Annotated in this window: 16 protein-coding genes; 8 read left to right on the top strand and 8 right to left on the bottom strand. The window is 74.8% G+C overall.

Annotated elements, in window-relative coordinates; translation table 11 throughout:
• Window positions 1-11 precede the first annotated feature (11 nt).
• Window positions 12-1,511 (top strand): DEAD/DEAH box helicase, encoded by a 1,500-nt coding sequence (locus ACFY1T_RS33265; protein WP_390791494.1) that lies wholly within the window; start codon window positions 12-14, stop codon window positions 1,509-1,511.
• Between the two features lie 95 nt (window positions 1,512-1,606).
• On the opposite strand, the gene ACFY1T_RS33260 is transcribed toward ACFY1T_RS33265, so the two are convergent.
• The 5 genes from ACFY1T_RS33260 to ACFY1T_RS33240 form a co-directional block, all read right to left on the bottom strand.
• Window positions 1,607-2,554, bottom strand: a complete 948-nt coding sequence (locus ACFY1T_RS33260) for a class I SAM-dependent methyltransferase (RefSeq protein WP_030864896.1) — start codon at window positions 2,552-2,554, stop codon at window positions 1,607-1,609.
• Window positions 2,555-2,781: 227 nt separating this feature from the next.
• On the bottom strand, window positions 2,782-3,276 hold the full coding sequence (locus ACFY1T_RS33255; RefSeq protein WP_390791493.1) for a hypothetical protein: 495 nt from the start codon (window positions 3,274-3,276) through the stop codon (window positions 2,782-2,784).
• A gap of 48 nt (window positions 3,277-3,324) precedes the next feature.
• Window positions 3,325-3,981: a GNAT family N-acetyltransferase gene (locus ACFY1T_RS33250; RefSeq protein ID WP_390791492.1), complete on the bottom strand. Its 657-nt coding sequence runs from the start codon at window positions 3,979-3,981 to the stop codon at window positions 3,325-3,327.
• 5 nt (window positions 3,982-3,986) lie between these two features.
• Window positions 3,987-4,721 (bottom strand): SDR family oxidoreductase, encoded by a 735-nt coding sequence (locus ACFY1T_RS33245; RefSeq protein ID WP_390791491.1) that lies wholly within the window; start codon window positions 4,719-4,721, stop codon window positions 3,987-3,989.
• 110 nt (window positions 4,722-4,831) lie between these two features.
• Window positions 4,832-5,845: an NUDIX domain-containing protein gene (locus ACFY1T_RS33240; RefSeq protein WP_390791490.1), complete on the bottom strand. Its 1,014-nt coding sequence runs from the start codon at window positions 5,843-5,845 to the stop codon at window positions 4,832-4,834.
• Window positions 5,846-6,185: 340 nt separating this feature from the next.
• On the opposite strand from ACFY1T_RS33240, the gene ACFY1T_RS33235 reads away from it, so the two are divergent.
• The 3 genes from ACFY1T_RS33235 (at window position 6,186) to ACFY1T_RS33225 (ending at window position 8,734) form a co-directional block, all read left to right on the top strand.
• Window positions 6,186-7,409: a DUF418 domain-containing protein gene (locus ACFY1T_RS33235; RefSeq protein WP_390791489.1), complete on the top strand. Its 1,224-nt coding sequence runs from the start codon at window positions 6,186-6,188 to the stop codon at window positions 7,407-7,409.
• A 79-nt stretch (window positions 7,410-7,488) separates the two neighbouring features.
• A complete protein-coding gene (locus ACFY1T_RS33230) occupies window positions 7,489-7,941 on the top strand; it encodes a hypothetical protein (RefSeq protein ID WP_390791488.1) in 453 nt (150 codons plus the stop codon).
• 139 nt (window positions 7,942-8,080) lie between these two features.
• Window positions 8,081-8,734 carry an NAD(P)-dependent oxidoreductase gene (locus ACFY1T_RS33225; protein WP_390791487.1) on the top strand — a complete coding sequence of 218 codons (654 nt, stop codon included), beginning with the start codon at window positions 8,081-8,083 and terminating at the stop codon, window positions 8,732-8,734.
• Here the strand turns inward: ACFY1T_RS33225 and ACFY1T_RS33220 are convergent.
• Window positions 8,728-9,762, bottom strand: a complete 1,035-nt coding sequence (locus tag ACFY1T_RS33220; protein WP_390791486.1) for a helix-turn-helix transcriptional regulator — start codon at window positions 9,760-9,762, stop codon at window positions 8,728-8,730. The genes ACFY1T_RS33225 and ACFY1T_RS33220 overlap by 7 nt on opposite strands.
• Before the next feature lie 113 nt (window positions 9,763-9,875).
• Here ACFY1T_RS33220 and ACFY1T_RS33215 point away from each other — a divergent pair, with 113 nt between their 5' ends.
• The 4 genes from ACFY1T_RS33215 to ACFY1T_RS33200 all read left to right on the top strand — a co-directional run bounded on the left by ACFY1T_RS33215 (window position 9,876) and on the right by ACFY1T_RS33200 (window position 17,792).
• Window positions 9,876-10,508 (top strand): TIGR03086 family metal-binding protein, encoded by a 633-nt coding sequence (locus ACFY1T_RS33215; RefSeq protein ID WP_390791485.1) that lies wholly within the window; start codon window positions 9,876-9,878, stop codon window positions 10,506-10,508.
• Between the two features lie 87 nt (window positions 10,509-10,595).
• Window positions 10,596-12,392 (top strand): RNA ligase family protein, encoded by a 1,797-nt coding sequence (locus tag ACFY1T_RS33210; protein ID WP_390791484.1) that lies wholly within the window; start codon window positions 10,596-10,598, stop codon window positions 12,390-12,392.
• The gene (locus ACFY1T_RS33205; RefSeq protein WP_390791483.1) at window positions 12,392-15,289 is read left to right on the top strand and encodes a poly(A) polymerase; all 2,898 of its coding nucleotides are present in this window, start codon (window positions 12,392-12,394) and stop codon (window positions 15,287-15,289) included. The genes ACFY1T_RS33210 and ACFY1T_RS33205 overlap by 1 nt, the downstream gene beginning before the upstream one ends.
• 346 nt (window positions 15,290-15,635) lie before the next feature.
• Window positions 15,636-17,792, top strand: a complete 2,157-nt coding sequence (locus tag ACFY1T_RS33200) for a discoidin domain-containing protein (protein WP_390791482.1) — start codon at window positions 15,636-15,638, stop codon at window positions 17,790-17,792.
• A 69-nt stretch (window positions 17,793-17,861) separates the two neighbouring features.
• Here ACFY1T_RS33200 and ACFY1T_RS33195 read toward each other — a convergent pair whose 3' ends face one another.
• Both ACFY1T_RS33195 and ACFY1T_RS33190 read right to left on the bottom strand, forming a co-directional pair.
• Complete coding sequence (locus ACFY1T_RS33195; RefSeq protein ID WP_390791531.1) at window positions 17,862-18,779, bottom strand: NADP-dependent oxidoreductase; 918 nt, start codon at window positions 18,777-18,779, stop codon at window positions 17,862-17,864.
• 167 nt (window positions 18,780-18,946) lie between these two features.
• Entirely contained in the window at window positions 18,947-20,332 is a 1,386-nt protein-coding gene (locus ACFY1T_RS33190; RefSeq protein WP_390791481.1) for a GH1 family beta-glucosidase, read from the bottom strand.
• Between the last annotated feature and the right edge of the window lie 21 nt (window positions 20,333-20,353).

Genomic DNA, 20,353 nt, shown 5'->3' with positions numbered 1-20,353 from the left:
GAAGGTTCTGCATGAAGAACCCGTCGGTTCACGGGCGCTTCGGCATCAAGGCCGGAGCCAAGGCAGGCCCCAAGGGCGGTGCGAAGTCGGGCGGCAAGACCCCCCGGACGGCCCCGCTGCGGGGCGAGTTCGCGATGCCGAAGACGGTCGAGCCGGCACTGCCGCCGGTGGAGGCCTTCTCCGAGCTCGACCTGCCCCGTGAGCTGGTGAAGACGATGACCGACCTGGGGGTGACGCAGCCGTTCCCGATCCAGGCGGCGACGCTCCCCAACTCCCTGGCCGGCCGGGACATCCTCGGCCGCGGCCGGACGGGCTCCGGCAAGACCCTGGCCTTCGGCCTGGCCCTGCTGGCGCGCACCGCCGGCCTCAAGGCCGACCCCAAGCGCCCGCTCGCCCTGGTCCTCGTACCGACGCGCGAGCTGGCGCAGCAGGTGACCGAGGCGCTGACGCCGTACGCCCAGGCCCTGGACCTGCGGATGGCCACCGTGGTCGGCGGGCTGTCGATCGGCAGGCAGGTGAGCTCGCTGCGCACCGGCGCCGAGGTCGTCGTGGCCACTCCCGGGCGCCTGAGCGACCTGATCGGGCGGCGCGACGTCCACCTGGAGCGGGTGAAGATCACCGTCCTCGACGAGGCCGACCAGATGTGCGACATGGGCTTCATGCCGCAGGTCACCGAGATCCTGGACCAGGTGCACCACGCCGGTCAGCGGATGCTGTTCTCGGCCACCCTGGACCGCAATGTGGACCAGCTCGTGCGCAGCTACCTGAAGGACCCGGTCTCCCACACCGTGGACCCGTCGGCGGCCTCGGTGAGCACGATGGACCACCACGTGCTGCACATCCACGCGGCGGACAAGTACTCGGCCGCCACCGAGATCGCGGCGCGCGAGGGCCGGGTGCTGATGTTCCTGGACACCAAGCACGGCGTGGACCAGTTCGTGAAGCACCTGCGGGCCATGGGCGTACGGGCGGAAGGGCTGCACAGCGGCAAGTCGCAGCCGCAGCGCACGCGCACGCTCGCACAGTTCAAGACGGGGGCCGTGGCGGTCCTCGTCGCGACGAACGTCGCCGCGCGCGGCATCCACATCGACGACCTGGACCTCGTCGTGAACGTGGACCCGCCGGCCGACCACAAGGACTACCTGCACCGGGGCGGCCGCACCGCCCGCGCGGGCGAGTCCGGCAAGGTCGTCACCCTGGTCACCCCGAACCAGCGCCGGGACATGGTCCGGCTGATGGCCGAGGCCAAGATCCGGCCGACCATCACCCAGGTCCGCTCCGGCGAGGCCGCGCTGAGCCGGATCACCGGCGCCAAGGCCCCGTCCGGGGTGCCGCTGGCGGGCGCCGAGCCGACGGACGCGAAGGGCCGCCCCTCGGGCACGGACCTCGGCTTCCGCGGGATCGGCACGCGTCCGGGCCGCCCGGGGGCGGGCAAGGAGTCCCGCAAGACCTCGGAGGCGCGCAAGCTGGCCGAGGCGCGGCGCGCGGCCCGGGTGCGCAAGGGCGGCTGACGCTCGCGGTCCGATGCCGCCCCGACGTGAACGGTGCCGGCCCCCGATGCGGGGACCGGCACCGTACGCGTGTCCGCGGGCGGGCCGCGTCGCGGTCAGCCGCGGCGGCGGCGCCGCCAGGCCACGATCGCGCGGGTGAGCACGGGCGGGAGCAGGTCCTTGGCCAGCCTGCGCCAGGTGGTGCCGGCCCGCGGGCGGGGTCCGGGCTGGTGCCCCGGCGGCGGCACGGGCGCCGCGACGGGCTCGGGCGCCGGACGCAGCGGCTTCGGCGGCGCCGGCGGGACGGCCCCCTCGTCACCGATGCGGACCAGGGACTGGCCCGACACCAGGTCGACCCCGTGCCACAGGTCCGCGCGGCCCTCCAGCCAGGTGAGCAGATCCGCCTGGTAGGGCGCCGCGTCGTCCCAGGTCGCGTACAGCTTCGAGCCGGAGACGCAGATGAGGTGCAGCTCGCCGGTGGCGACCGCCGCCCAGACCGCGGCGGCGACGCCGGGGCAGTGCTCGGAGCGGTAGTCGTCGAAGACGACGACCGCCCCCGGGGCCGCCACGACGCGCGAGGAGGCTATGTCCTGGACGACGTGCTCGTAGAGGTGCGAGGCGTCGATGTGGATGAACCGGCAGCTGGCCGGGCGCACCCGGTCGGCGACGACGAAGGTCGGCGCCTGGATGATCGTGGGGAGCTCCTCGCGGAAGGCCAGGTAGTTCGTCTCGAAGCCGCGGCGGGTGAGCGTGGGGTACGAGTCCTGCATCTCGGCGAGATTGGAGTCGTCCGGCGCGGGCGAGTCGAACAGGTCACAGACCGTGAACTCCTCGCCCTCCCCCAGGTATCCCCCGAGGAAGATCGCGCTCTTCCCCATGAACGCACCGAGCTCGAGAAGATCGCCCGGCTTCTCCTCCGCGCCGCTGCGGCGGGTCAGGAACCAGTCGAAGAGCACCTGGTCATAGCCCGAGAACCAACCGTTGACCTGCTCGTACGCGGTGGGTGCGGGCGGGGCCGGCTCGCCGTCGGGGGTGGTGACGGGAGCTTGGGAAACGTGCGACACGGAGAGCAGCCTCCAGTGGAACGGCATCGGAATCAACGCTGATACCCGGCCAGGTAGGCCGACTTTAAACCCCCGAACGGCCGTGTGACGAGACTCTGTGCGAAGCGGATAGAACCGCGGTCGCCGATCTTCCGTCTTACTGGGGATTGACCCTTTGTTCCCGGCGGGCTTCCTGCCGGGAAGCCCGCCGTGGCCCCTCGGCGCTTACGCCGCGCTCACATCCGGACTCAGCCCGTGGCGTTCCGCCGGCGCAGGCGCGCGGCGGCGGCGCTGCGCACGCGGTGGGTGCGGGCCGTGGCGGCGAGCTGGTCGAGAGCCTCGTCGGAGCTCAGCGACTGGGCGGCGGTGCGCTGGCACCAGTCGGAGGCGGCGGTGAGCTCGGCCGCGGACCACGGCTCCCCGTCGGCGATGGCCTTGAGCAGGGTCCATTCGCGCAGCCTGCGGGCCGGGAAGGCGCGGGCGCCGATCGCGGTGCCCATGGCGCGGGCCCAGCCGGGGAAGGCTGCGTCGGCCAGCAGTTGGGCGGCGCGGCGGTCGAGGTGGGTGACCACCGCGCTCTCGGCCATCACCGGGTCGCGATCGCGCAGTACGGCGGCCACGGCCTCCGCCTCGCCCGCCCCGAGGGCCGCGGCGGCAAGGGCCTCGAGGTGGCGGGCGTAGCGCCAGTGCTCGGGCGCGGTGGCCGTGGCCTCGGCCCGTATGTGGTTCTCGCTTCTCCCCATGTACCCATTCCACACGACCCCGGTGAACCCCCGGCGCCCAGGGGTGCCTCAGCCCGGGGGCGCCAGCAGCAGGGCCTCCGAGCCGACCGGGCGGAACCCGGCGGCCTGGAACGCCCGGATGCTGCGGGCGTTGCCCGCGGCCTGCTGGGACCAGACCGGCTCCCCGTCGGGGACGAGGTGGCGGGCGGCTCGGGCCAGATCCCGGCCCAGACCCCGGTGGCGGACCCCCTCTTCCACCTCGATCGCCGTCTCCCAGCGGCCCGCGACACCGCGGCCGAGTACGAGCACTCCGCCGTCGGCGGCCCAGACCCGTACGCCGTCCCGGCGGCGCAGGGCCCGGCGCACCCGGGGGTGGCCGGGGTCGTCGACCTCGCGCAGCTCCAGCGGCGGGTCGCCGGGCAGCGGGCCGGCGACGGTGAGCAGGTCGACGGTGTCGGTGGTGCGGCCGGTGCGGTCCAGCAGGGCGGCGAGGAACCGGGGGTGCATGGTCGCGGCCAGCGCGTCGCATGCGAGGCCGGCGAGGACGGAGCGCACCCACCGCGGGTCCTCGTCGGTGAAGACGACCGAGTGCGCGGTGAAGGCGATGACGCCCGCATCCCGCGGACCCGGCTGGGGCACCACCGTCGTCCCGCCGTCGGCCGGCGGATACCGCCCGGCGGCCGCCGCGGCCAGGATCTCCCCGAGTGCGTCGGGCGTGCGTCCCATGCCCGTCAGACCTGCTCGAAGTGGAAGGACTTGATGAAGCAGTCCCGGGGCTGGCCGACGGCGAAGAAGATGCACTCCACCAGCGACTGTGCGGTCAGCGGGTCCTTCGCCGTGCGCGGGGCGCCCTCCCATTCCGGGGACAGCGGGTCGTGGTTGTCGAAGTCCGGCGGGTACAGGGAGATGACGCGGACACCGTGTTCGCGCAGCCGGCGCGAGAGGATCCCGGTGAATCCGGCCTGGGCGGATTTGGCGGCGTAGAAGGCGTCGTGCGCATCGGAGCGGTGGTTGCCGCTCTCGCCGCAGCCGGAGACCATCGTCACGATGTCGGGCTTGTCGGAGTTCAGGAGCAGCGGGAGGAAGGCCTTGGTGACGAGGACGGTACCGGTGGCGCCGGAGGCCAGGGTGTCGGCCACGTCCTCGTCGGAGGCGGAGAGCAGGTCCGGGCCGTGCTGGTAGCGGGAGCCGTTGTTGAGGAGCACGTCGACGCGGTCGGTGCGGGCCGCCACCGCGGCCGCGAACTCCCTTACGGAGGCGGGGTCCGCGAGGTCGCACGCGTACGCGTGGACCCGGTCGGCCCCGTGGCCCTGCGCGAGGATCTCGTCGCGGACGCGTGCGGCCGCTTCGAGGGTCCGCGCGCAGAGGTGGACCTCCGCGCCCCGGGCGGCGAAGCGAAGGGCGAGGGTCCGCCCGAAGTCCCGCCCGCCGGCGGTGATGACGACGCGGTGATGTTCAAGCCCCATGGCTACGCTCCGGATTCCGTGGTCGGCACACGCACATGATCGCAGCCGAGCCGTACCTCCGTTCGGCGGGGCGGCGTGCCCGACACGGGCACGGCCCGGCCGCGGCGCGGTCAGCCGCCGGGGCCCGCCTCGGGGAGCTCGGTGAGGGGCGTGCGCGGCGGGGGCGGGATGCGCAGGCGGGTGCGGGCCTCGTGGACCGCGGCGAGTTCGCAGTGGCCGGCCGGGCCCCAGTCCGCGAGCTCGCGGACCTGCTCCGGGGTGGCCAGCAGGCGCGCGTACGCCGGGTCCGCGGCCGGGGCCGGTGCGGTCAGGCGGGCCGCCGTCCGGGGATGGGCCGCCCCGTCGGCGTGGCGGTAGCCGAGCGGGGCGGAGTCCGCCGTCGGGGGCGGCAGGCGTACGGCGCCGGTGGCGCGGCAGGCCAGGAGCAGGACCCGGCCGTCGGGTGCGAACAGCCAGGCCGCGGGGTCCCGTACGGGCAGGCCCGCCGGTACCGGGCCGGGGTGCCAGGTGCCGTGGAGCGGGGTGCGGCGGGCGCGCAGGACTCCGAGCCGGTCCAGGGCGGTCGGCAGGGTGGGGTGGCCGTCCTCCAGCAGGGCCGGGCCGCCGCCGTTGATGCGGGCGCACAGCGCCGACAGGGCGCGACGGGCGTCGCCGGGGTCCATCAGGGCGGGCAGGTCGGCCGGTTCGGCGAAGTGGATGCCGGTGATCTCCTGCGCCGGGAGGCGGATCCCGGCGATCCGGTCCGGGGTCCACGTGCCGCCGTCGTACACGTGCAGGATCTCCCCCGGAAAGCCCATCTCGGGCGGGATGCCGGGGGTGTCGGCCGGGATCCAGTCCACCGCGAGTCCGCGCGGGTAGCGGCCGTCCACGCCGAGTTCCTCCCGCACTTCCCGGGCCGCGGCGGCGGCCGGGGCCTCGCCCGCGTCCACGGCGCCGCCGGGCAGCAGCCGGTCGGGGCGGTAGTCGACGCTCTGCACCAGGACCCGGCCCTCGGTGTCGGTGACCAGGACGACGGCCCCGGTCCAGAGCGCGGCCCGCGAAGCCCCGTACTCCTGCGGGGTCATCCACGTCCCCGGCCCGTCGCCCTCGTCTTCGGTCAAGGCCTCGTCGGTCAGCTGCGGCATCGGCACTCCGTTCACCGTGGGGGACGCTCGGCCTGTGCAACAGCCCTGACGGTCCGGGGGTTACGCCGTCGCGGCACTCCGACCACTGACCGCCGCTTTGCCATCCCTATACCTCCTTATTACCTTGTTACTTCCTCGTTGATACGTTCGCCTCGCGGACTGGCGGCATGAAAACCGCCGGTCCGACCACGTCACCGGGCATGCCCCGGACCTCCCCCGGACCCACCCCAAACCCTGCCGGACCATCGAGGAGAGACAGAGGGATGCGACGAGCCCCCCGTACGGACGCGGGCGCCGGCGGGTCCGACTTGGCCGCCCCCCGCGACAGCGTCACGTGCGGATGACGGGGGCGCCCGCTGCGGGAACGGGCACCGGGGCGGGCGGCGGTGGGCGGCTCGCCGCCGTCGACGCCGTCCGCGGGCTGGCGGTCCTCGGCATGTTCGCCGTGCACGTCGGCCCGGGCCCGCGACCCGAGGGCGCCGGGTTCCTGATCGTCGCGGCCGACGGACGGGCACCGGCGCTGTTCACCCTCCTCGCCGGGTTCTCGCTGGCCCTCGCGCAGCGCGGGCGCTCCCCCGACCAGCAGCCGGCCGGCTGGGCACGGCGCTACCGCCCGCTGGTGATCCGCTGCGCGATCCTGGCGGGGCTGGGCCTGGTGCTGGCCTCCCTCTGGCCGGGGATCCTGGTCATCCTGGCCTTCTTCGCCGTCTACTTCCTCGCCGCCGAGCCCTTCACCCGGCTGTCCGCGCCGGTGCTCACCGCCGTCGCCGGGGGCTCCGTGGCGGCGGGCCCGCTGCTCTCCTTCCTGCTCGGCCCGGTGTTCGGATACGAGGACTCCGGGCGCGGCGCGGTCCCCGAACTCGGCGCCCTGGCAGGCTGGGAGGGGCTGAGCCGGACGCTCTGCGAGCTGCTGCTCACCGGCGCGTATCCGCTGGCCACCTACTTCCCGTACGTCTTGGTCGGTTTGGCCCTCGGCCGGCTGTGCGACCTGCGCGAAGGCCGGGTGGCCCGGCGGATGGCGGCCTGGGGCGCGGCCGCGGCCGCCTCGGGGTACGGCGCCGCCTGGGCGGCCACCCATGTGCTCGGCGGCCGGGAACGGCTGCTCGACGTGATCGCGGCCCGCCATCCGGAGGCCCTGGGGGCGGCCGATCCCGTACGGGAGGTCCTGCGGGGGCAGTTCGGCGCCGTGCCGAGCACCTCGTGGGACTGGCTGCTGGTGGCGGACCCGTACAGCCAGACACCGCTGGAGACGGTCGGCAACGCGGGGGTGGGCTGCGCCCTCATCGGGCTCTTCGCGCTCGCCGCGCGCGAGCGGGCCGGGGCGCGGTTGCTGCGGCCGCTGACCGCGCTCGGGGCGATGGCCCTCAGCGCGTACGTCCTGCACGCCCTGGTCCTGGCCGGACCGGCCCACGGCGCAGCGTCCTGGGGTGCGCTGGCCGGCTTCGCGGGTGTGGCGCCGGCGGCGGCCTGGGCCTGGCAGCGCCACTGGGCGGACAGCCCGCTGCACCGTGGCCCCTTGGAACACCTCCTCCGCCTGGCCACCCGGGGCCGCCGGGCCGCGTAGCCCTCGTGCGTGACGGGCCGTCACCCGTGTGTGTGACGGTGCGTAGCCGGAAGCGGCCGGCGTACGGCAGGGTGGGCGGATGCAGTTGCGCCGGGTGGTTCTGCCCCTGCCCCTGATCCTCGCCGCGGTGGCGCTGACCTCCGGGTGCGTGACCGTACGGCCGGACCGGCCCGCGGCGGCGGCCCGTACGACTCCGGCCGCGGACCGGACCGCCAGCCCGGAAGCGGTGGCCGAAGCCCTGCCGTTGGGGCGGCTGCCGGCGTCGGAGACCCCGTCGGCCCCTGCGCCGGAGCCGCCCGCGCAGGCCGCGGCACAGCCCGCGCAGGACCGGCCGCCGCTGCCCCGGGCCGGCGATCGCGCGCCGGCCCGGCCGCTGCGGCCCGTACGCCCCGCCCCGGCGCCCAAACCCCGCAAGCGCCCGCCCGCACCGTCGAAACCCCGGCCCGGGCCGGGGCGCACGTACGACATGACCGCCCTGTGCGAGGCGGCCAAAGGGACGGTCTCCCCGTCCATCGTCGCCCTGTGCCGCTAGGTCGTGTCGATCGGGACGGATCAGGCGGATCATCCGTGTGGACTCGGCCCGGCTGCCGGGTGGTGGGGGGCCGGTTCGCTTGGATGGGGCGCGGGTCCGACCTGAGACCCGTACCTCCTCCACCCCCCAGGGAGTCGCCATGGCGAAGATCGCCCTGTTCGGCGCGACCGGCACCATCGGAGCCCGCGTGCTGCGCGAAGCGCTCGACCGCGGCCACCAGGTCACCGCGGTGGTCCGCGACCCCGCGAAGCTCGAGGATTCCGGCGCCGAGGTGGTGCGCGGCGACGTCCTCGACCCGCATTCCGTCGCCGAGGCGGCCGCCGGCCGGGACGTGGTCGTCAGCGCCGTCGGCCCGGGCTCCGGGGACCCTGGCGTCCTCGTGACCGCCGCCAAGTCCCTGATCGGCGGCGTCTGTACGCTCGGCCCGGACGAGCCCCGCCCCCGGGTGATCGTCGTGGGCGGGGCGGGCTCGCTGCGCACCCCCGACGGGCCGCTGGTCTGGGACGGTGCGGGCGTCCCCGAGCCGGTCCGCGCGCTCATGCACGCCCACGGGGAGGCGCTGGACTTCCTGCGCACCGTACCCGTCGAGGAGGTGCGCTGGAGCTGCCTGAGCCCCGCCGCGCAGATCGCGCCGGGCGAGCGCACGGGCACGTACCGGCTGGCCCTCGACGACCTGGTCGTCGACGAGGCCGACGGCGGCAGCCACATCTCGGCCGAGGACTACGCCGTGGCCCTCGTCGACGAGATCGAGCGCGACGCGCACGCGGGCAGGCGGTTCACCATCGGCTACTGAGCGGGCGGCGCGTCCGGTGCATCCGGTACGTCCGGTGCGTGCGGTGCGTGCGGTGTGCCCGCCGACTCCCCCGTCTCCCCCGCTTCCCCCGCGTAGGTCGCCGTGAGTTCGGCGCCGAGCCGGGCCAGCCACTGCCGTACCTCCGGCGGCTCCAGGACCTCGACCCCCGCCCCCAGCCCGGCCAGGTGGCCGGCCAGGGCCTTGGCGGCCGGGCCGTCGACCCACACCTCGGTCCAGCCGTCGGGCAGCGGCCCGCCGACGCGGACCCGGCCGGCGAGAAAGCGCTGGAGCAGGGCCAGCGTGCCGGGGTGGACGCGGGCCCGCGCGGTCACCGCGTACATGCCGTCCTGGAAGGCTCCGGCCAGGGTCCGCCAGGCCGCGGCGAGGTCGAAGCCGGGCGGCCGGACGACGGGTTCGCCGGTCGGCTCGACGGAGGTGACCCGGCTCAGCCGGAAGGTGCGCAGGCCCTTGTCGGTACCGGCGACCAGGTAGTCCACTCCCGCTTTGGCGACGAGTCCGAGCGGGTCGACCGTACGCTCGCCGGCCGGTTTGCCGACGCCCGCGTACCCGAGGCGCACCCGGATCCCGTCGACGACGGCGCCCTGGAGCGCCGAGCGGTGGGCGGCATCGGCCGTGACGGCGTTGCGGGACCAGTCGGTGGCGTCGACGACTTTGGCCCGGGTGGCGGCCTCGGCCTCCGCACGCAGGGTGGGCGGCAGGGCGCGGACCAGCTTGCGCAGGGTGGTGCGCAGTTCGGGGGTGGCCGCCAGCGGCCCGGTGACGAGGAAGAGCGCCCGGATCTCGTCGGCGGTCAGGCCGGTGAGGTTCGTACGGGCCCCGCCGACGAGGGACCAGCCCCCGCCGCGGCCGCGCTGCGAGTAGACGGGGATGCCGGACGCGGCCAGGGCCTCCAGATCACGGCGCGCGGTGCGCTCGGACACCTCCAGTTCGGCGGCCACTTCGGGGACGGTGACGCGGCCCCGCTCCTGGAGGAACAGCAGGGTCGCCACCAGCCGGTCGGCTCTCATGTGCCTCTTTCCTGCCGCGTCGCCGTCGGCGCCTTCGTCTTCGTCGCCGTTCCGTTTCATTCTCCTCGGAAAACTGGCCACAAGGTGGCCACTTTTCCTTCCAGGATGAACACATGAACGAGACCAAGCAGCTCATCGAGACCGGCTCCACCGACACCACCGACACCACCGACGCCCCCTTCGACCCGCGGCTCGACCTCGCCGCGGCCGTCGACCTGGCGGGCCGTACGCTCGCCGCCGTCCGGCCCGAGCAGTACGACGCCCCCACGCCCTGCGAGGAGTTCGACGTACGGCGGCTGTCCAGCCACCTCGTCGGCGTCGTCCGCCGGATCTCGGTGATCGGGCAGGGCGAGGACCCGTTCAGCGTCCCGTCCTTCGCCGACGAGCTCGCCGACGGTGCCTGGGCGGCGGCCTGGGAGCCGGGGGCGCGCGAGCTCGCGCATGTGTGGGCGGACCCGGGCGTCCTCGGCCGGCGGCTGCGCCTTCCGATGGGCGAAATGCCGGGTGCGGCCGCCGCGGCGGTCTACACCCACGAACTCACCGTGCACACCTGGGACCTGGCGCGGGCGACCGGCCAGCACCCGGACTGGGACCCGGCCATGATCGAGCGGGTGATCGGCGTCGTACGCCGTGCGCTTCCGGCCGAGACCCGCGGCGGGCGGATCCCGTTCGCCGAGGTCGTGACCGTGGACCCCGACGCCCCGGCCATCGACCGGCTGGTGGCCTGGGCCGGCCGTCGGCCCTGACTCCCGAGGGCCCGCTTATTGATTGGATGACCCGGCTGCGGATACCTAGAGTGACGACGAACCCCGTCGTCATCGCAGGAGCCGGTCATGCGCACGCACTACCCCCGCACCCCGCACCTGCCCTGGTCCCCCGGGGCCGCGGCGGACGATGTGCGCGCCGCCGGGTTCGGAGGGCCGGCCGGGTGCGAGGTCGTGGTCACCGAGAAGCTCGACGGGGAGAACACCACCCTGTACGCGGACGGCCTCCACGCCCGCTCGCTCGACTCCGGCCACCACCCCTCGCGCGCCTGGGTCAAGGGCCTCCAGAGCAGGATCGGCGCCGGCATACCGGCGGGGTGGCGGGTGTGCGGGGAGAACCTGTACGCGCGCCACTCGCTCCTGTACGAGGACCTCGACAGCTGGTTCTACGGGTTCTCGGTCTGGGACGGCGAGCAGTGCCTGGACTGGGACCGCACGGTGGGCTTCCTGCACGGCCTCGGGGTGCCCACCCCGCGCGTGCTCTGGCGGGGCGTCTTCGACGAGCGCGCGCTGCGCAGGCTGCGGATCGACACCACGCGGCAGGAGGGGTACGTCGTACGGCCGGTGGCCTCCTTCGCGCGGGCGGACTTCGGGCGGTACGTAGCCAAGTGGGTGCGCGGCGGCCACGTACAGACCGACACGCACTGGATGTACGCGCAGGTCGTGCCGAACGGGCTCGGTCCGCGGGCCCCCCTGTGGGCGGTGCGCTCGGGTTCCGAGCCCGATGCGGCGCAGCTGGCGGCCGCGCTCGGACCGCAACCCGCGCCGGGCGCCGGAGCCGGGACGGTCGTCACGGGGGACGGCCCGACATTCGCGGGGGGCGAGGCCCGGCTGGCCGGCGTACTGGCCGCCCTGCTGCACCGCGCACCGCGGTCCCTGATCGGGGCGCGGCTGGCGGCGGGGCCGGTCGGGATGCCGCTCGCGCGGCGGGTGGCCGATCTGGTCGGGCTCCACCCGTACCTGCAGCGGCCGTTCCCGGACGAGGGGCGGCGGGCCGGTCTGGTCCGGATGGCCCTCGCCGCCGATCTCGGGGTGCTGCACGCGCTGGCGGGGGCGACGGCCGCGGTCGATCCGGAGGCGCGCGAGTGCGTCGAGTGGTCCGCGCTCTACGCGGAGGAGGCGGGGCTCCTCGGCCCCGATCCACTGGGTCCGCTGCGCACCGGGCTGCGCGAGGCCCTCGGGGAGCTCGGCGCCGATGCGGCGGACCGCTGCTGGGCACAGGCCCGGGAGGCGTTCGGCCGGGGCGGGGTCTCCACCGCCGAGGAGGCGGTGGCCGCGACCTGGCGGTGGCGGGACGGGCGCTTCCCCCGGCTGGTGCAGCTGTGCGGCCCCTCGGGCAGCGGGAAGAGCACGTACGCCCGGAGCCTGCCGGGCGTGGCCGCGTACATCGGTCTGGACGATCTGCGCGCCGCCCGGGGTTCCCGCGCGGACCAGCGGGCCAACGCGGACGTGCTGCGCGAGGGCCTGGACCGGCTGGACGCCGCGCTGGCCGCCGCCACGGACACCGGGGGCACGGTGGTGTGGGACGCGACCTCCCTCACCGAGCAGCAACGCGGCCTGGCCGGTGCGGTCGCGCGGCGCCGCGACGCGCTCGTCACCCAGGCCGTGGTGCTGGTCGAGGAGGCGGAGCTGGTCCGGCGCAATGCCGTACGGCCCCATCCCGTACCGGCGGATGTACTGGCCACCCAGCTGCACCGGTTCAGCCCGCCGTACCCGGGGGCGGGGACCGCCCACCGCATCCGGTACATCGGGGCGGGCGGGACGGTGGAGGACACGGCGGGGAGCATCCGGTCGGCGACACGGACGGCGCCGGCGGGTGCGGCAGTGGCCGTGGAAGTGGCAGTGGCAGCGGGCGAGGACGGCTGATGCGTACGAGTGAGGAGCTGTACCACCAGGTCCGCTGGGACCCCCGCTTCGATCCCGCGCGCTTCGTGTTCGGGCTGCACCAGCGCGGGGCCCCGCCGAAGCGGGTCCCGCTGCCGTCCTTCGTGCCGGGCGGCGACATTCCCTGGCACCGGGTGCTGTTCGTCGAGGCCGACGGCGAGCTCGTCTGGGACCGGGCGGGCGGCGTCGACCGGATCGACGCCACCGAGGCCGGCCGGATCAGTGAACCGCGGCTGCTGCGCGCCCCGTTCTTCACCGCCCGGACCCCGCACGCGTGGGATCCGGCGGACGGCGGCGCCTGGCGTCCGGCCGGGACCGGACCCGTGACACCGGGCCGCGGCCCCGGGTCAGGGCCGGGGCCGGGCCGCGTACGACTGCTGACCTGGAACACCCTGTGGGACCGGTACGACGCCCCGCGCATCGAGACCGCACGGCGCAGGCCGATGCTGCTGGCCGACCTGGCGGCCGCCGACGCCGACGTGATCGCCCTCCAAGAGGTCGAACCGGCCCTGCTCGAGATGCTGTTGGCGCAGCCTTGGGTGCGCGCCGCGTACACGGTGGGCACCGATCCGCGCGGCAAGGACATCGCCGCGAGCGGACTGCTGGTGCTGAGCCGGCTGCCCGTGCGGGAGGCGGGGCTGCACCTGCTGGGGCCGCACAAGGCGGTCGCGGCCGTGACGGTGGACACCGCGAGCGGCCCGCTCGTCGTGGCCTCGGTCCACCTGACGAGCGATCACACGGAGCACGGCGCCGACCGTCGCAGTGTCGAACTGGCCCGCATCGCCGAGGGGTTGAGCGGCATCGAGGCGGACGCCGCGCTGCTCGGCGACTTCAACGACGGCCGCTCCGGGCCGCAGGGTCCGGCTGCGGCGCTGGGCATGCGGGACGCCTGGAGCGAAGTGCACGGGACGCGGGACACCACGCCCACCTTCGATCCGGTGGCCAATCCGCTGGCCGCGGTCGGTTCCCTCTCGGGGCGGGCCGGCCGGCTGGACCGGGTCCTGCTGCGCTCGGCGGGGGCGCGGGTCCGGGAGGCCGGTCTGCGCGGGGACACCCCCGGTCCGGAGGGGTTGTTCATCTCCGACCACTTCGGGGTGGAGGCGGTGCTGGACTTCGACGATCGGAGTGACGGGCCCGCGACCCTGGACGTACGGGCGACCGCGCGGACGGCGGTGGCCTGGCTGCCTCCGCACGACCCGGCGGTCGAAGAGCTGCGCCGCGCCCACGACCCGGCGGCCCGCCGCTGGCCGGCGCACGTGAACCTGCTGTTCGGCTTCGTGCCGGAGTCCTCGTTCGAGGCGGCCCTGCCACTGCTGGCCGACGTGGCGGCGCAGGCGGCGCCGTTCACGGCCCGGCTGGCCGGGGTGCACAGCTTCGGGCACCGGGAGGACGCCACGCTGTGGCTGGACCCGGCCGCCGCCGGTGAAGAGCCGTGGCAGCGGCTGCGGCGGGGGCTCGCGGAGCGGTTCCCGGGATGCCGGGGGCGCGAGGGCTTCACCCCGCACCTGACGCTGGGCCGCAGCCGGGACCCGCAGCGGGCGCGGGCGGAGTTCGCCGCGCGACTCGACAGGGCCGGGACCGGGGCAGGGGCAGGCGCCGGGACCTCGGCCCGGGTCGGGCAGCTCGCCGTGCTGTCCCGGCGGGGGGACGGGCCGATGCGGGTCCGGGCGACGGTGGACCTCGGCACGGGCACCTGGCGCTGGGCACCGGAGCCGGAGCCGGATGCGGAGCCGGAGGCCCGGCCGGCGGCGCCGACGCGGGAGGCCGAGGCCCTCACCGCCCGGATCGGGCGGGCGCTGGGCGACGGCGCGGTGCACCTCGCCGGGTCCCGCCGCATGGGCTGCGCCCTGCCCGGGGCGGACCTCGACCTGGTCGCGGCCCTGCCGGGCACGGCCGCGATCGCGGAGGTACGGGCCCGGGTCGCGGCGGCGCTTCCGGAGGCCGAGCGGCTGCGGGAGGTCGTCGGCGCGCGCGTGCCGGGGCTGCGGCTGCGCACGGCTTCCGGAGCGGACGTGGACCTGGTGGTGGTCGCCACGGGCACCATCGATCCCGCGCGGGCGGTGGAGCGCCGGGCGGAGCTCGGCGAGGCCGCCGCGATCGCGCTGAGCGCGGTGAGCGACGCCGCCGCGGTACGGGACTTCGTCGGCGCCGAGCGGCATGCGCGGTTCGCGCGGCTGGCCCGGGAGGTCAAGGCGTGGGCCCGCGCCCGGGGACTGGACTCGGCCCCGTTCGGCGGACTGCCGGGGCTGGCCTGGACGGTGCTGGCGGCACGCACGGTCCGCGAGGCCGTGGACCCGTCCCCCGCGGCCCTGCTCCGGGAGTTCTTCGGGACCTGGGCCGCCTGGGACTGGCGTGACCCGATCGCCCTGCACGGCCCGTCTGCGTCTCCGTCCCCGCGCCCCGGTCCGAGCCCGCGCCCGGATCCGTACGACCCGGTCACGGTCCTGACCCCCTCCGAGCCGGTGCGCAGCTGTACGCCGCAGGTCGGCCCCGCACTGCGCGACCTGCTCGGGCGGGAGCTGTACGAGGCGTGGGAGTCCCCGCAGGCCGGCCCGCCGCCGCTGCACCGCCGGCACGCGGCGTGGGCGGTGGTCACCGTACGGGGCGCCACTCCCCCGGAGTTCGAGGAGGCCCTGGGCCGGATGCGCGGACGGATGCGCGCCCTGCTCGGCGCCCTGGAGGCCGGAGGCGTCGGGGGCGCGCACGCCTGGCCCCGCCCGTTCGAGCGCGGCGGCACGGTGGCCCGGTACGCGATCGGTCTCGGCGCCGTGCCGCCCGACGCGGCCCGGCTCGCCGCGCTGTGCGCCCCGTGGGCGGCGGCCCTCCCGGGCGCAGAGGTCACCTGGGCGGAGTGCGGGGCGGTCCCGTCCCTCTCCTGAACCGGCGCTCCCGGTCGACAAGTACCGAACGCACGGCAGCACGCGCCCTCGCGGACGAGGTCATTCCCCGAACGTCGCCGTACGTCCCCGACCGCTCCGTCCCGCCCGGCGGCCCCGGTGGGCGCGGCGGGACGGAGCGGTCAGGAGCCTCAGTAGAGCCCTGCCACTTTTTTTCGTCAACACTTTTCACAAGGATTGAAGAAACCCCAAGTTCACAGCACTGAAAGCCAGTTGACACACCCCGCGGCCTTCACTTCATGAACGCTGAACCCCTTGACGGTCCTCGCGGCGGCGCAGTTCACTCACGCTTCGATCCCCCGGATCCAAGACGTCAGGAGTGCCCCCCATGCCCCGCCTCTCCGACCACCCACCACGCCTCACCGCGACCGTGCTCACCACCGCCCTGATCGCGGCCCTCCTCGCGCTGCTCCCCGGCGGCGCCGCCCAGGCCGCACCCGTCCTCCTCTCCCAGGGCAGGCCCGTCACCGCCTCCAGCCAGGAGAACGCCGGCACACCCGCCTCGGCCGCCGTGGACGGCGACAACGCCACCCGATGGTCCAGCCAGTTCGCCGACCCGCAGTGGATCCAGGTCGACCTGGGCGCCCCCGCCCAGCTCAGCCAGGTCGTACTGCGCTGGGAGACCGCGTACGCGAGGGCCTACCGGATCGAGCTGTCCACCGACGGCGCCGCCTGGAGCACCGCCTACTCCACGACCACGGCCACCGGCGCCGTCGCCACCCACGACGTCACCGGCACCGCCCGCTACGTCCGCGTGTACGGCACCCAGCGCGCCACCCAGTGGGGCTACTCGCTGTACGAGTTCCAGGTCTTCGGCACTTCCGGGAGCGGCCCCACCCTCCCCGGCGGCGGCGATCTCGGCCCCAACGTGATCGTCTTCGACCCCTCGACGCCGAACGTCCAGGGCAGGCTGGACGAGGTGTTCCGGCAGCAGGAGTCGGCCCAGTTCGGCGCCGGCCGCTACCAGTTCCTGTTCAAGCCGGGCACGTACAACGGCCTCAACGCCCAGATCGGCTTCTACACCGCCGTCTCGGGTCTGGGCCTCAGCCCCGACGACACCACCATCAACGGAGACGTCACCGTCGACGCGGGCTGGTTCGGCGGCAACGCCACCCAGAACTTCTGGCGTTCGGCCGAGAACCTCGCGCTCAACCCCGTCAACGGCACCGACCGGTGGGCCGTGTCCCAGGCCGCTCCCTTCCGACGGATGCACATCAAGGGCGGTCTCAACCTCGCTCCGGACGGCTTCGGTTGGGCATCCGGCGGCTACATCGCCGACTCGAAGATCGACGGACAGGTCGGCAACTACTCGCAGCAGCAGTGGTACACGCGCGACAGCTCGATCGGCAGCTGGGGCAACGGAGTCTGGAACCAGGTCTTCTCCGGGGTCCAGGGCGCACCCGCCCAGTCCTTCCCCAACCCGCCGTACACCACGCTCGACACCACGCCCGTCTCCCGGGAGAAGCCCTTCCTCCACCTCGACGGATCCGAGTACAAGGTCTTCGTCCCGGCCAAGCGCGAGAACGCGCGCGGCACCTCCTGGGGCAACGGCGCGCCGCAGGGCACCTCGCTCCCGCTCAGCCGCTTCTACGTGGTGAAGCCGGGCACGACCGCCGCGACGATGAACCAGGCGCTGGCCCAGGGCCTGCACCTGCTCTTCACCCCCGGCGTCTACCACCTCGACCAGACCCTCCGGGTGAACCGCGCGGACACGGTCGTGCTGGGCCTCGGCCTGGCCACGCTCGTCCCCGACAACGGGGTGACCGCGATGAAGGTCGCCGATGTGGACGGGGTGCGGCTCGCCGGTTTCCTGATCGACGCGGGGCCGGTCGCCTCGCCCAGCCTGCTGGAGGTCGGCCCGGCCGGCGCGGCCACGGACCACGCCGCCAACCCGACGACCGTGCAAGACGTGTTCATCCGGGTCGGCGGCGCCGGCCCCGGCAGGGCGGACGTCGGCATGGTGGTCAACAGCCACGACACGATCGTCGACCACACCTGGATCTGGCGGGCCGACCACGGAGACGGGGTGGGCTGGGAGACCAACCGCGCCGACTACGGGTTCCGCGTGAACGGTGACGACGTACTGGCCACCGGGCTGTTCGTCGAACACTTCAACAAGTACGACGTCCAGTGGAACGGCGAGCGCGGCCGCACGGTCTTCTACCAGAACGAGAAGGCGTACGACGCACCCGACCAGGCGGCGGTCCAGAACGGTTCCACCAAGGGCTACGCGGCCTACAAGGTGGCCGACTCGGTGACCGTCCACGAGGGCTGGGGCCTGGGCAGCTACTGCTACTACAACGTGGACCCGACCATCCGTCAGGACCACGGATTCCAGGCACCCGTGAAGCCGGGCGTGAAGTTCCACGACCTGCTCGTCGTCTCGCTCGGCGGCAAGGGCCAGTACGAGCACGTCATCAACACCACCGGCGCCCCGACCTCGGGAACCTCGACGACCCCGTCCACGGTCGTCTCCTTCCCCTGACCGCGCCGCCATCGGCTCCGGGAGGCCCGGTCTCCCGGAGCCGATGGCCGACGGAGGGTCGAAGGGGCGTCAGACCTCCACGACGATCTTTCCGGCGGTGCGGCCCGTCTGGCTGAGTTCGAAGGCCTCCGCGAGCTGCGCGAGCGGGAAGGTCTTGGCGACCGTGACCTTGAGCCGGCCGCCGTCGGCGAGCCGGGCCAGCTCGGCCAGGCCCTCGGCGTCCGGCCGGACCCACATCCACTGGCCGCCCGCGCCGAGCACCGTGGGGTCGGCGATGGAGGCGTGCCGGCCGCCCTTCGCGAGGACCGCCTGGGTGACGTCGAGGACACCGCCGACGAAGTCCGCGACGACGGTGACCCCGTCGGGGGCGAGCGCGCGCACCCGGTCGACCAGGCCCTCGCCGTACTCCACGGGCTCGCAGCCCAGTTCGCGCAGCCGGTCGTGGTTGCGCGGGGAGGCGGTGCCGATGACCCGGGCGCCGAGCGCGCGGGCGATTTGCACGCCGAAGGAGCCAACGCCGCCCGCGGCCCCGTGGATGAGGACGACGTCGTCCTTGCCGGTGGCGAGCCGGGTGAGCAGCTGGTACGCGGTGAGTCCGGCCAGCGGCAGGCCGGCCGCCTCCTGCCAGGACAGCGAGGCGGGCTTGGCGGCGGCGGCCCGTACGGGCACGCTCACGTACTCGGCGAAGGTCCCGCCGTGCACGTAGTCCTTGCGGGCGTACGCCATGACCTCGTCGCCGACCGCGAACTCGGGTGTGTCGATGCCGACCCGCTCGACCGTGCCGGCGACGTCCCATCCGGGGACGACCGGGTACACGACGTCCATCAGGGGGTCGAGCCCGCCCGCCATGATCTTCCAGTCGACGGGGTTGACCGAGGCGCACTTGACCCGGACGAGGAGCTCGCCGGGGGCCAGCTTGGGCATCGGCAGCTCGGTCTCGGTGAGCACCTCCGTTCCGCCGTACGTCTCGTACGCCATCGCCCGCATGGTGTCCTGGGACATCTACCCGACCTCTCCGTGTGCCATGAGCCGTGAGCTGGTGGAAGCAGCGATGTCCCATCCCATCACGAAAGGCCGTGCCCGCCCCGAGAAGCGGGGCGGGCACGGCGCGGCGCGGCGCGGGCAGTCGTCGGGAGTCGCGGGGAGACGCGCCCTCACAGGGCCCGGTGCGCGGCGATCACCTCGGCGTAGCGGCGGCCGCTGGTCTTGATCGTGCGGCGCTGGGTGGCGTAGTCGACGCGGACGAGGCCGAAGCGCTTGTCGTAGCCGTAGGCCCACTCGAAGTTGTCCAGGAGGGACCAGGCGTAGTACCCGGCCAGCGGTGCGCCGCGTCGGGCGGCGCGGGCGCAGGCCGCGAGGTGCCCGGTCAGGTAGCGGGCGCGCTCGGGGTCGTGGACGCCGCCGTCGGGGGCGACGGTGTCCTCGTACGAGGAGCCGTTCTCGGTGACGTGGATGCTCCGGGCCCCGTACTCCTCGGTCAGGCGCATGAGCAGGGTCTCCAGGCCGTTCGCGTCGACCTCCCAGTCCATGCCGGTGCGCGGGACGCCGGGCCGGTCGATCTGGCGGGCGTACGGGGCGGGGCCGGCCGGGTCGGCGGTGACGGTCTGCGGGAAGTAGTAGTTCAGGCCGGTCCAGTCGAGCGGGGCGCCGATGGCGGCCGGGTCGCCGGGGCGTTCGGGGAGGTCGACGCCGTAGACCTCGCGCATGTCGGCGGGGAAGCCGCGGCCGTGGACGGGGTCGAGCCACCAGCGGTTGACGTGGCCGTCCATGCGCAGGGCCGCCGCGCGGTCGGCTTCGCCGTCGGTGGCGGGCTCGATGGTGGAGAGGTTGTTGACGATGCCGATCCGCGCGCCGGGGGCGGCGGCCCGTACGGCCTGGGTGGCGAGCCCGTGGCCGAGCAGCAGGTGGTAGGAGGAGCGGACGGCGGCGGTCAGGTCGGTCCAGCCCGGGGCCATCCTGCCCTCCAGGTGACCGATCCACGCCGAGCACAGGGGCTCGTTCAGGGTGGCCCACTGGGTGACCCGGTCGCCGAGGCGGGCGGCGACGATCCCGGCGTACGCGGCGAAGTGCTCGGCGGTCGCCCGCTCGGGCCAGCCCCCGCGGTCCTGGAGGGCCTGGGGCAGGTCCCAGTGGTAGAGGGTGACGGAGGGGGTGATCCCGGCGTCGAGGAGTCCGTCGACGAGCCGGTCGTAGAAGGCCAGGCCCTTGGCGTTGGCGGGGCCGTCCCCGCCGGGGACCACGCGCGGCCAGGCGACGGACATCCGGTAGGCGTTGGTGCCGAGCTCCCGCATCAGGGCGATGTCCTCGCGCCAGCGGTGGTAGTGGTCGCAGGCGGTGTCGCCGGTGTGGCCGCCGTCCACGGCGCCGGGGGTGTGGGAGAAGGTGTCCCAGATGGAGGGGGCCCGGCCGTCCTCGGCGACGGCGCCCTCGATCTGGTAGGCGGAGGTGGCCGTGCCCCAGGCGAACTCGGGGGGCAGGGCGGCGAGATCGATGGCGCGGAGTTCGCCGCCGGTGTCGGGACGGGTTTCGGAAAGGGTCATGCGACGGCTCCTGCCGAAGGG

The organism is Streptomyces sp. NPDC001194 (assembly GCF_042896985.1).
Taxonomy (GTDB): Bacteria; Actinomycetota; Actinomycetes; order Streptomycetales; family Streptomycetaceae; genus Streptomyces.
Note: the sequence above shows the minus strand (reverse complement) of the source record. Positions and strands in the feature narration are given on the sequence as shown.